Below are 13,466 nucleotides of genomic sequence, written 5' to 3'. Positions count from 1 at the left end.
AAAGTTGTCTGAGTATGTAAAATTGAAGTCATTTTTTCCAAAAAATACTTAAATAATGGAGATTATATAACTTAATAACTTAAAAACCATTGTTTATGTGATAAAAATGTATGTGGATATGAATGATAAAAACATTATTGATTTAAATAGTATTGTAAATGATTTAAAAAGTCTCTTAGATAGTATTTATGATAAATTTTCTTCAATTAGACTAAATGAAACTTCTTTGGATGATTTAGTTACAAGTTATTCTAATGATAATGAATTTATTAATAAATTAAATCTAATTATCAAATTAAGTGATGATATTGCAGAAACTCTTGAAGGATTAGAATTATTTCAAGAAGAATTTTATTTCTATTTGTCAATACGAAATATGATAAATTATATTCTAAGAAATATTAAATATTATATTTTGTATTCTTCTTTTGTCCATGATTTAAGTGTATTATTTTGTAATTTGATTAAAATTAAAATAACTCATTTAAGAAATTCTACTTTAAATGATTATACGAATGAATTTGAGTTATTTAAGAAATTTTATTTTGAAAAAAAGGAGTTTTTTTATTCAAATATTTATATTTGCTCACATGAATATGATGAGTTGGTCGGGGAAGTAACAGAAATCTTTAGGTGAAACTATGAATTATTTTCTTGATTCAAATGTTATTGTGAGTCATATTTTTTCATGGGATTCATTAAATATAATATCTAATAATTTCATTTCTTCAGAAAATTATTTTTGTTCGGATAATGTTATAAAAGAAGTTGAAAATGTGTTTAATGAGAACTGTCAAGAATATGATTATTTTCTATTGATGTTATGTAGATTATTTGAAAATTTTTCAGACAATAATTTCATTTATTTTAATGATGTTTACAGATTTCTTAATAGGGTTAAACCTAAAAGCAAATTTGATATTGAAGATATGCGGCAGGCATTAAGAATAATTTGGGAAAAACTAGGTTTTAATGAATATCATGATGCCTTTGATGTGAAAAATAAATTTTCATTATTTCAAAATGATTTCCAATCAGTTCAGAATAAAAATAAACAGAAGACATTTAATTATTTGAAAATTGTGCCAAATCATACCATTAAAGATAAAGATATTATGGATATGATTGAAAAAGAAAAGCTTAGGGATTATCTATTGCATGGTTCTGATGAAAATATTCTATTTGATGCTAATGAGTTCTGCAAAAATAAACCTGAATTAAATCTTAAGTTTGTTAGTGCAGATCAAGATTTCCTAAAAGCGATTAACATTTTGATGGAGTATTTGTGTATTAGTGATTGTATTAATTTGTTGGAATTCAAACAGAACAATTAAAAAATTTTCTAAAACTGGTTTCAAACATAACATGTAAATGATTTTTTATCGTGGAGAATTTCACATAACTTTTGATGTGGAAATTCCATTACTTTTCAAATTCATGAAATTTCACTGTCACCTGAAGATATTTTTCAAAATTGCATACAATATATGGATTCAATATTTCAATAATATTCCCTTTTGTTACAAAATCATCTAAAATAACTGTGTCATATATATCATAATATGCAGATTGGATATTTTCTTTATTTTTTTTGAAAGTGTCTTTATAAAATTCCTTTTGATTTCAGTAATTCACGAGGATTGTCAACAATGGCTTTCATCGCTTCGTCATGAGTCAGTCCTGCACCTAAAGCAATTTCGTAGGATTTTTCAAATGTGATTATATTGTCGGGTGAATGTGTATCTGTATTGACCAGCAATTTGTTTCCAACTTCACGTGCAACGTTTGCAACATGGCCGTTTCCAAGGCAATGTCCCTGGCGGGCGGAAATCTCTAAATAGATATCATTATCCTTTGCGATTTCTGCTTCCTCAACGGTTATCAAACCCGGATGGCCTAATATGTCAATATTTTCGGATTCAACTGCTGCACGATTAGTTCCTGGAGTCACCGGTTCGTTTAAGGTTTCACCATGAACAACAACGATTTTGGCTCCCAGATCTTTTGCCCTTGCAGCGATTCCGTCGATTGATTCACATGGAGCGTGGGTAACTTCAGCACCCAAAACAACGGTAATGTCCCATTTGGAATTGATGTCGTCAATAGCATCCTGAATGGCAGGGATTGTATCGACATTTGACCAGTCAACATGGTCTGTAATAGCTATTGCTTCATGGTTTAATTTTAAAGCTCTTCTTGCAAGTTCGGAAGGCAGTAATTCTCCGTCACTGAATAAACTGTGCATATGTAAATCTATTCTTTTATTCAAAATAATAACCTCTGTCTATAAATATAATATTATATATAGTACATTTAATATAAACTTATATAACTTAAATATTTTTGAGGTATAAAAATGAAAGCAAAAGCAGTAAAAATAGCTGATGGTGTTTACTGGGTAGGTGTTATCCACTGGAACAGCAGAACTTTCCACGGATATGGAATTCCAGGAACCACATACAATGCATATTTAGTATTTGGTGAAGAAAAAACTGTATTGATTGACAATACTTACACAGGATTGCAAAATCAATTGGATGCAAGAATTGAAGATGCATTTGCACAAGAAGGAAAAGATGTTAAAATCGATGTTTTCGTACAAAACCACTCTGAAATGGATCATTCAACTTACTTGAGAGATACTATTGATAAATATAATCCTGATGCAGAAATATACGCATCCGCCAACTGTATCAAATTCTTGGAAGATCAATACCACAACTTCTCAGATTTGGAAATCAATGCCGTAGCTACCGGCGATGAAATCGATATTGGTGGCAGAACCTTAAAATTCATCTCAGCACCAATGCTTCACTGGCCTGACAGCATGTTCACTTTCCTGGCTGAAGAAGGAATCTTATTCTCAAACGATGCGTTCGGACAGCACGTATGTCACTCCAAAAGATTCGATGAGGACTATTCCGTTGACTACTTGCTTAAGGAAGCACAAAAATACTATGCTAATTTAGTCACTCTCGGTTCTCCAATGCTTAGAATGAAATTAAATGAACTGACCGAAACAGGTTTAATTAATGAAATCAAAATGATTGCTCCATGTCACGGTCAAATCTGGAAAAACCCAGCTCCAATCGTAGAGAAATACACTGAATGGGGATCTGGAGTTTGTAAAGATAAAATCACTGTTATTTATGACACTATGCACCACTCAACCGAAAAGCTTGCATACCAAATTGCTGAAGGTATAATGAGTGAAGGTGTTGAAGTTGAAATGTACTTCATGCAGGAAGACGGTCCTGATGATGTAATTACAGACATTTTGGACTCTAAAGCTATTGCTCTGGGTGCTCCAACAATGATGAACAAGCCGTTCCCAAGAATAGGTAACATGATGTACTGGCTTGACTGTGTCAACTTTAAAGGAACAGGCAGTGAGAAAAACGCATTAATCTTTTCATCCAAAGGATGGGGTGGAGGAGCTATTGCAAAACTCCAAAGAGACCTTGAAGAAGCAGGTTTTACTGTAACTGACACTTTGGATGTATTGTTTGTACCTGATGAGGATGTTTTAGCTGAAGCATTTGAAAAAGGTGCAGAATTAGCACGTTCAATTAAAGAATAGTTTTTAAACTATTCATTTTTTTTATTAAAAAAGTAATTGTTGTAATTAGCAACATTTTTATATGGATAACTTATTAATATAGTAATGAGGGATTTTTATGGCAAGTTTAGTTATTTATTTTTCAAGAAGCGGTGAAAACTACTTCGGCGGTGAACTTAAAAATATTGAAAAGGGAAACACTGAAGTGATTGCAGAATACATTCAGGAATTGGACGGGGCTGCTTTATTTAAAGTCGAACCGGCTGAGGAATATCCTGCAGATTACATGAAATGCATTGATGTTGCCAAAAAGGAACAGCAAGCCGATGCAAGACCTGAAATCAAAGAAACATTAGCCAGTATTGATGAATACGATACAATTTATATAGGTTTTCCAAACTGGTGGGGAACCTTGCCGATGCCAATGTTTACCCAACTGGAACAGCTTGATTTTACAGGAAAAGTCGTAAAGCCATTTGTAACTCATGAGGGATCAGGTTTCGGCTCATCACAAAGGGATTTGGCAAAATTATGTGAAGGCGCTGAAATTAAAAACGGCCTTTCTATTCCGGGCGCAAATGTATATGATGTAAAAGACACTGTAAAAGCATGGATTGATGAATAGTTTTTATTTCACTTTTTTTCAATTTTTCTCATTTTCTTTTTTTAGTTAATTATAATTAAAATAGATAACAAATTTATTTACATGACTAATTCAGTATTTGTACCCGGCCACATTACAGGTTTTTTTACAATTGAAAACCATGAAATCAAACTAAAAAATGGGTCATGTGGTGTAGGTTTTTTACTCACAAAAGGTGTGAAGACAACTGTCTCCCCTTCAGATAATCTGATTATAGATGTTAATCAGGGAGGTTCAACAGTAATTGATGAAGTCTTGTCTATTTTAGAGTTAAAAAATACAGATTTTAAAATCACACAAGATATTCAACTTCCAATCGGTGCAGGATTTGGAACATCTGCAGCATCTGCTTTAAGCTTAACGATGGCTTTAAACGAGTTTTTAAATTTGGGTTATTCCGATGAGTTATGCGGCCAGATTGCACATATGGCTGAAGTCAATCTGGGTGCTGGATTGGGTGATGTAATAGCACAAACAGGTCATGGAATGGTTTTAAGGACAAAACCGGGAGCTCCTGGAATCGGTGAGATAAAATCATTTGATGAGGATGTGTTTATTGGCTGGAAAACCTTTGGGGGGATTGAAACATCCGATATTATTTCAGACTCTCATTATACGGAAGTTATTTCAAATTCCGGCGACAAATATCTGGAACTTTTTGAGGATAATCCGACATTGGAGAATTTTCTGGAATTTTCTTCAAAATTTTCACATGAGATAAACCTGATGTCAGATGAAGTGAAAAATCTAATTGATTATTTTAAATCTTCCAGTGATATTTTAGGTAGTTCCATGGCAATGTTGGGAAATACGGTATTTGCATTTGCATATGATGAAGATGCATTCAAAAAGCTGAACATTGAAAACTTGCATATAGATAAACTCAACAATACAGGGATAGTTCATGATTAAACTTAGTTATGATGTTAAAAATTATAGAAAAGATCTTCGGAACCTGGTTGGTGATGGGGATACTATAATTGAATTGGGTTGTCATGTCGGTGGAACAACCAGACTGTTTTCAGACAGATGCAGGGTGATTGCTGTTGACAACTCCCCGGAATCAGTAGAGGAAATGTCAAAACTTGATGTTGAATTTATAAAAGGCGATGTTCGACTTCATGATGTTCTTGGAGAAGTTTTTTCTAAAATTCAAAAATGTGATGTGCTGGCTATTGATTTAGGTGGAGGATATCATCCGGATACGGTATTTAAAGTTTTCTACATCTGGTCTTCGACATTTAAGCCGAAGCATGCTGCAATCAGAAACCGAGGCCTTTTGGAATTTTTCAACTCTGCTGAAGGCAGTGGGGAAGATTATGTGTCAAATGAAGGATATCTTGAAAGTTATCATGATTCAGGCATTCCACCTCAAATTAAAGAATTTGACTTGTGGACTCCGACACTCAAAAAATAGATTGTTTAAAATTGTATGATTAGACGAAGCAATTTTACAGAGTAAAATCAATTTTCAAATTTATTAATTGTAAATTATATCAATTAAATATAAATTTAGATTTTTCATATTAACTTTAAAAAATCTCAATCTAAATTATTATCTGTCATTCCCAAATTTTCATATTTTTTTAATGTTTTTATGTAGGTTAATAATCTCATTTACTATATTTTTTGTTTTTTTTGTATTTCTGAAAAAATATTGTAAAATTTATTGTATGATGTTTATTTGATATTTAGAGTCCATTTTGTAATTTAATTATAACATTTATATACTTTCATATTCTAATATATACTTCGTAAAGGAGTTTCTATTTTTTGTTTTAATTAGCTTTGTTCATTAATTAAAATGATTCTTAGACATTCTTTTATGATTTAATCATATATTGTGATTAAATTGGTATGATAAATTTGATTTATTATACGGGTAAGTAAAAAATTGTATTCATAATGGAGGAGATAATATCAGAATGAAAAAACCAATTCTATTTATTTTGATATTATTCTTGTTCGTATCTTTAATGGGAGTAGTTAGTGCATCGCAAGATTCGGCAATGAATAATATGACATTAACGCAAACGAGTGATGAAATGTCGGGTTTACTGTCGAGTGAATCTGCGATGGATAACCTACAAATTAGTAAAGATAATGAGATTTTAACTGCAACTGTGCATAATCTCTCAGGAAATACCTTCCAGGATATTAAGAACTTTTTTGATGACCCTACGGGTAATAATTTGAACCCAGGAGATACTGTTTATTTAGGTGGCGATTACAATAGAGGCACCTGGGAGCAGTGGAATCAAAATTGCCTGATAAGGGTTACTGTTCAGGACATTACTATTAGTGGTGGGACAAGTTCAAACCCTGGTAGCTTTTCAACTTTAACTGCCGGGATTAATGCAGATAATGGTTGTAAAGTTTTTAAACTTGAAGCATCCGGAATCACTTTGACAAATATCATATTTGTTAATTCTTTAGGTGGGTCTGTACCCGGTCAAGGAGGTTTTGAGTATGGTTCTGCAGTTAATGTTGATGCATCTGATTGTACAATATCAAATTGTGTATTTGATAGCTGCCAATATGCATATGGTGGTGCAGTATATATTACTCAAGAAGGTTCAAATACCAAGATTGACAATTGTAATTTTACAAACAATTTTGCGAGATGGGGTGGAACTGGTGGAGCAATTTATGTAGATGGTTCTGATTCAAAGATTACTAATTGTAATTTTAATAATAATCGGGCTGAAGGTTCTGCTGGAGCCATTGACATTGATGCTGCAAATATTAAGATTGATAATTGTAATTTTGTAGAAAATTCTGCTTCACAATATGCTGGTGCCATACAGGTAATGCATGACTATGCAAATATTTCCAATTGTAATATCCGTGATAATAGAGCTAATTTTGGTGGTGGAATATCTATTGGCTCTGATTGTTATGATACTGTAATCGACAATCTTACTTCCATAGGCAACACTGCTAATCAAGGTACTGGCATTTACAGTGACGGTGAAGGTTTGCAGGTTTCAGACTCCTGCTTTGAAGGAACATCAAATATGGATGTTTCCAGAGGAGATGATTCTTTAATATTCACTTTAAGTGGAGATTTTGGAAATGCAATAGTCGGTGGTGCCGATTTAAATAATTTAAGTTATTGGGATGGTCATAAAAGAGTTTCTGTTGACATTACAGAAGGAACAACATATACTTTAAATGACATGGATGTTACTGTGGAAATTAATTCTGGCAGTACTTTAATTGATACTGTTACAAAACCGACAGATGAGAACGGTCAAATAGAATATGATTACAGCAATATCCCATTTGGCGAATATACTTATAAGGCATATTGTCCAGATGATGAATCCCTTGTGAAAGAAGGTCCTTTATATAATATAGTTACCGGAAATAGATTCAGCGATATTCAAAATGCCATTAATGCGGCAGCTCCTGGAGACCTTATTTATCTATCAGGAGTCACTTATATCAATGATCTTAGTGATGAAATGGTAATTAATAAACCAATTTCAATCATTGGTGTTGACGGTACCGTATTAAATGCTGAAGGAAAATCAGGAATATTCACAATAACTAATGTTGATGGTGTAACTCTCCAAGGCATCACATTCATCAATGGTAACAATACCGATTATGGTGGTGCCATTGATATAGTAGGAGGTACTAATGGAGCAATCAATAATTGTACTTTTATCAACAACACCGCTAATATCGGTGGTGGTGCTGTAAGAGTAAACAATGATGCTGCTGGCTGGAATTTCTACAATTCCACTTTCATTAATAACACAGCATTAAGTACCTTCGAAGATGGTCATGGGCCTGGAAGATCCGTTCCAAACGGTGGAGGAGGTATCTGGTCATGTGTACAGGAAGTAAACGTTTATAATTCTTCTTTCATAAATAATACTGGTTCTTATGGTGGAGCTTTAAGAGGTAGATTCAACACATATGATTCAGAATTAATTAACAACACTGCTTTCAACGGTAACGGTGGTGGTATTGACGTTACAATCGACGATATTGTAACTCCAAGGCCATCATTAAGTTACGTAAACACAACATTCATCGGAAACACCGCTAAAGGAGACCGTGCTGACGAAAGGGCTCAAGGTGGTGCTCTTCACATGTATCATATTGATCATGTAGACATTGTAGACTGTGAATGTTACAATAACACTGCAGACAGAGGTGGAGCAGTTGACTTATTTATTATTGAAACTGTTTCAGTTCTCAACAGTAGCTTTGAAAACAACACCGCTATTTCTGAAGGTGGTGGATTTTTCATCAACGCTACATCTTCACCTACAGAATTCATAAATTCTGACATATCAAACAATAAAGCAGGTACCGACGGTGGTGCTATTTATCTGATTACAGAAGGTGCATATTTCAACAACATTACCTCAAATAACAACACTGCTGTTCGTGGTGGTTCCTCATTTATTAGAGGTAACAATGCAGTTATACTGAATTCCACATTCAATAACAACAGTGCTATTTATAATGGTAATGAAGGTTCCGGTATCGGTGGAGCATTGGATATCCTCGGTGACAACTGTAGACTCGTTAATGTGACTGCAAATTATAACAATGCTAGCCTTGGTGGTGCCGCATTCGTTCGTGGTAACAATACCTTAGTAAATAATTGTACCTTTGATAATAACAATGCTACTTTGCGTGGTGGAGGATTAAATGTTGCAGGTGTCAATTGTAATGTAACTAACGTTGATGTGTCTAATAACCGTGCAGGTACTGATGGTGGTGCTATTTACGTCGTCGGTAATGATGCATCATTCACTGATGTGTATTCATTTAACAACACAGCTAATCGTGGAGGTTCCACATTTGTAGAAGGTAATAATGCCAATGTTCACAATTGTACTTTAATTGGCAATAGTGCTTTCAATTCTTCTGCTACTGGTTTCAGTGGTAGAGGTGGTGGAATTGACCTTGCTGGTGAAAATTGTAATGTTTACAACTTAACTGTGTCTGATAACCATGCTGACGGTGAAGGTGGTGCTATCTACATCAGAACCAATGACCTTGAAATATATGACATTTATTCTGTTAATAACACAGCTGCGCTTGGTGGTTCAACATTTATCATAGGAGAGAATATTGTTGTTCATAATTCTACCTTTGATAATAACAATGCTACTTTGCGTGGTGGCGGATTGAACATTGCAGGTGACAATTGTCATGTCTATGATGTTGATGTGTCCAATAACGTTGCAGGTGCCGACGGTGGTGCTGTTTACGTTAAAGGTAATGGCGCAACATTTGAGGATGTTCATTCTATCAACAACACTGCTTCTAGAGGAGGTTCCACATTCATTGAAGGAAACAATATTCTTGTACATAACTGTACATTGGATAACAACAGAGCTCTTTTCAACGGATCCAACACTAGTGGTAGAGGTGGTGGATTGGACATCGCCGGTGAAAACTGTCAAATCTATGATATTGACGTTTCAAACAACTATGCAGACCGTGATGGTGGTGCAGTTTACGTAAAAAGTGATGGAATCCATTTCTATGATATTCATTCTGTTAACAACACTGCTCAACGCGGAGGTTCATCATATATCCTCGGTGACAACACAATAGTTGAAAACTCCACATTCAACGGTAACAAAGCTATATACAACGGTACTGATGGTACTGGTTTAGGTGGAGCATTGGATGTAGTCGGAAACGGCTGTACTTTCATCAATGTTACATCAACTAATAACTCCGCTTACCGTGGTGGATCAAGCTTTATTCGTGGAAACAATACATCCATTAAGGATTGTGTATTAGACGGAAACAATGCAACACTCCGTGGTGGTGGTCTAAACATTGCAGGTTACAACTGTACAGTAAACAATATTAGTGTATCCAACAACAAGGCAGGTACCATGGGTGGTGGTCTATACATTTTATCCAACAGTACTACAATAAATGGTATCACTGCAGATAACAACACCGCCGAACGTGGAGGATCTGCATTCATTAATGGTACAAATGTTAAAGTACTCAACGGTGAGTTGAACAACAATAGAGCTATCTTCAACGAAACCAGAAACGAGACTTCCGGTTTAGGTGGTGGATTTGATATTGTTGGTGACAATATCTTGGTCGATAATGTTCACTCAAACAACAACTCCGCTTACCGTGGAGGTTCCACATTTATCAGAGGAAATAATGTTACAGTTACAAATTGTAACCTGGACAATAACACAGCCGATTTGAGAGGTGGCGGTTTGAACGTTGGTGGTGACAATTGTACTTTTGAAAATCTTACCATATCCAACTGTAACGCTACTGAACAAGGTGGGGCAGTTTATGTTATAGGAAACAATAATGTATTTGATAATGTAACTTCTGTAAATAACACAGCTAGATTTGGTGGTTCCTCTTGTATTGAAGGTGATGACAATACAGTTAGAAATTGTGTCATGGACAATAACACAGCTGAGGTAAATGGTGGAGGATTAGCCGTTTACGGAAACAATTGTGATTTTATTAACGTAAGCCTTTCAAATAACCAGGCTAAATCCGAAGGTGGTGCTGTATACGTCTTAGGAAACTCTACCTTTTTTGATAATATCACATCAAAAAACAACACAGCTAAAGATTTCGGTGGTTCAACACAAGTTCACGGAAACAATGTTACTGTTAAAAATTCCATTTTTACAGACAACAATGTAACTGCAGGTGCAGGTGGTGCAATTTCAGTCGATGGTGATGAATGTAGTTTCATAAATAACACTATATCATCTAATGAAGCATCAGGTTTCGGTGGTGGAATTTATGCTGCTGGAAATAACTGTACATTTTCAGACAACAATATATCAGATAACACTGCTAACTTTGGTGGTGGAATCAGTGTATTTGGAGAAAATTCAAATTTCACCAACAACAATATCACATTCAATGAAGCCCATACAACTGGTGGAGCAGCTTATGTAGAAGGTTGGGGTGAAGAGATTACATATTTCACAAACAACAATATTTCATCCAACCATGCTAAATTAAGCGGTGGTGGAATAGGCGGTCTTGATGTAACCTTGAAATTAGACCAAATCTATGGATATAACAATACTGCCCTAAAAGGCGGTTTTGCAGAAGTTAGAAATGGTTATGAGGTAACAGTTGAAAATTCAACATTCATCAGCAATCATGCATTAGGTGATATCGCCGATGGTGACGGTATAGGAGGAGGTTTCCTAATAACCGGTTCACATAATGTAGATGTTCAGGCGGATTTCTACAATAACACTGCAACTAACGGTTCAGCAATTTATGTGGGCGATACAGTAGGTTTAAGCATACATGACTCAAAATTGTATGATAACCAAGCTCATTCCTATTATCTTCTTGCAGCTCCGGAAAATGGTACTGTATATCAAGTGGGAGATGAAAAAATTGTTAAATTCAGCCATATAGGAGGAGACAATATTGCTAATGCAATACATAACCTTAATGCTGAAAGCGCTATAACAATAAGAAATATCACATTCCCATTCTATCATAATGGAGTAGTGGAAGATAGAAGAACACCTAATGAAGATTTAACTCCTGTTTTAGGATATTCTAATTTCAACGGAACCAACATATACATTGATGATCTCGAAGATAATCAGGTTATATATTATGAGATATACAATAATGAAACCGGCGAACTAATTAGAAACGGCTCTGCGATAACTGACATTGATGGAAGTATCTCAATTGACCTTTCTGATTTGGGCGTTGGAGTATATCTTATCAAAGCATGGTATAATGAAACAACCTATTATACAGAAATCAGCAATGAAACAATTATTGTTGTCGTTGACAGTTATGGTCCTAATATGACTGTTGATAAAGATTCATTAAACGGTACAGCAATTTTGTATATTGATGATATTGTTGCATTCAATATTACTGTAATCAACACAGGAAATCGTGTCTTAGGAAATGTGACCGTAAACGAGATTTATAACAGTTCCGAGTTGGAATACCTTGACCACACAGATAATGCGTTGTGGAATAAGTCAGGTGATGTTTTCACTTATCAAAATGTTTTGGGCATTGGTGAAAATGCAACATTTACAATTTGGTTTAGAACATTAACCAATGGTACTTTAATAAATAATGTAACAGCCAAGTCCAATATTACTAACGAGACTAATTCCAGTGCTAATGTAACTGTCTACAATAAAATAACAATCAACGTTACTAAAGTTTGGAATGACAGTGATGACCATGATGGTTTCAGGCCTCAGAATGTGACCTTTGTGTTATATGCTGACGGTAATGAATATGCCCGAATTTATTTAAACGGTACTGGTAATGTTTGGACTGGTAATTTCACTGATTTACCAACTATGTACAGTAATGGTACAGCGATTGTTTATACTGTTGATGAGTTACCTGTTGCTAATTATACTTCCAGTGTAACCAATAGCAGTCTTGCTAATTACACTATTACTAACACTCGTGTGGTTAATTTCACAAGTGTGAATGTTACTAAAGTTTGGAATGACTATAATAATTATTATGGTAATAGGCCTCAAAACGTAACCTTTGTGTTATATGCTGATGGTGTTTATTATGCTAATGTTACTTTAAGCGGTACTGGTAATGTTTGGAATGCTAGTTTCACTGATTTACCAGTTTATGCTAATGGTAAAGAAATTGTTTACTCTATTCAAGAGTTGACAGTTGATAATTACACTTCTACTGTAACTAATAGCAGTCTTTCTAATTACACAATTACCAACAATTACATTCCTCAAAATCCAAACATGACTGTTGAAAAGATTACTCTTGATAATGGCGTATTTGTTAATAATACTGTTAGATTTGTGATTGTTGTTACTAACACTGGTAAATGTAATTTAACTGATGTTAAAGTTACTGAAGACTTTGATGCTGCTGAATTGAGATATGAAAGTATTGTTGATTCTACTGGTAGATGGTCTAAATCCGGCGACTTTGTTTTCGATTATGATGGTAATTTGACTGTTGGTGAGAGTGCTAACTTCACTATTGTATTTACTGCTTTAGTGAACGGTACTTTATTAAACCAAGTTAATGCTTCATCTAATCAGACTGATAACAAAACTGGTAATAATACTACTACAGTTTATAAACCTAATATGTCTGTTGTTAAAGTAACTCTTGATAATGGTGTATTTGTTAATAATACTGTCAGGTTCTTGATTGTTGTTACTAATACTGGTGATTGTAATTTAACTGATGTTAAAGTTACTGAGATCTTCAACACTAAAGAATTGAGATATGAGAGTATTGTTGATT

At 34.2% G+C, this 13,466-nt stretch carries 8 protein-coding genes; 7 read left to right on the top strand and 1 reads right to left on the bottom strand.

Annotated features, from left to right (window positions below; all coding sequences use genetic code 11):
- Positions 1-118: 118 nt before the first annotated feature.
- Positions 119-637 carry a hypothetical protein gene (locus QZU83_RS01740; RefSeq protein WP_295609237.1) on the top strand — a complete coding sequence of 173 codons (519 nt, stop codon included), beginning with the start codon at positions 119-121 and terminating at the stop codon, positions 635-637.
- A 4-nt stretch (positions 638-641) separates the two neighbouring features.
- A complete protein-coding gene (locus QZU83_RS01735; protein ID WP_295609236.1) occupies positions 642-1,334 on the top strand; it encodes a hypothetical protein in 693 nt (230 codons plus the stop codon).
- Between the two features lie 269 nt (positions 1,335-1,603).
- On the opposite strand, the gene QZU83_RS01730 is transcribed toward QZU83_RS01735, so the two are convergent.
- Positions 1,604-2,269, bottom strand: coding sequence for a histidinol phosphate phosphatase domain-containing protein (locus QZU83_RS01730; protein ID WP_295609235.1), 666 nt, complete (start codon positions 2,267-2,269; stop codon positions 1,604-1,606).
- 87 nt (positions 2,270-2,356) lie between these two features.
- Between QZU83_RS01730 and QZU83_RS01725 the strand changes: the two genes are divergently transcribed.
- The 5 genes from QZU83_RS01725 to QZU83_RS01705 form a co-directional block, all read left to right on the top strand.
- On the top strand, positions 2,357-3,580 hold the full coding sequence (locus QZU83_RS01725) for an FprA family A-type flavoprotein (protein ID WP_295609234.1): 1,224 nt from the start codon (positions 2,357-2,359) through the stop codon (positions 3,578-3,580).
- Positions 3,581-3,677: 97 nt separating this feature from the next.
- Positions 3,678-4,184 carry a flavodoxin gene (locus QZU83_RS01720; RefSeq protein WP_295609233.1) on the top strand — a complete coding sequence of 169 codons (507 nt, stop codon included), beginning with the start codon at positions 3,678-3,680 and terminating at the stop codon, positions 4,182-4,184.
- 81 nt (positions 4,185-4,265) lie between these two features.
- On the top strand, positions 4,266-5,114 hold the full coding sequence (locus QZU83_RS01715; RefSeq protein WP_295609232.1) for a pantoate kinase: 849 nt from the start codon (positions 4,266-4,268) through the stop codon (positions 5,112-5,114).
- A complete protein-coding gene (locus tag QZU83_RS01710) occupies positions 5,107-5,619 on the top strand; it encodes a bifunctional 2-polyprenyl-6-hydroxyphenol methylase/3-demethylubiquinol 3-O-methyltransferase UbiG (RefSeq protein WP_295609231.1) in 513 nt (170 codons plus the stop codon). Before QZU83_RS01715 ends, QZU83_RS01710 begins: the two co-directional genes overlap by 8 nt.
- Before the next feature lie 508 nt (positions 5,620-6,127).
- The coding region (locus QZU83_RS01705) for a Cna B-type domain-containing protein (protein WP_295609230.1) at positions 6,128-13,466 on the top strand (7,339 nt) is incomplete at its 3' end.

The organism is uncultured Methanobrevibacter sp. (assembly GCF_902771435.1).
In the GTDB taxonomy this organism is placed as follows: domain Archaea; phylum Methanobacteriota; class Methanobacteria; order Methanobacteriales; family Methanobacteriaceae; genus Methanocatella.
This window is presented reverse-complemented; position numbering and strand designations above follow the sequence as displayed.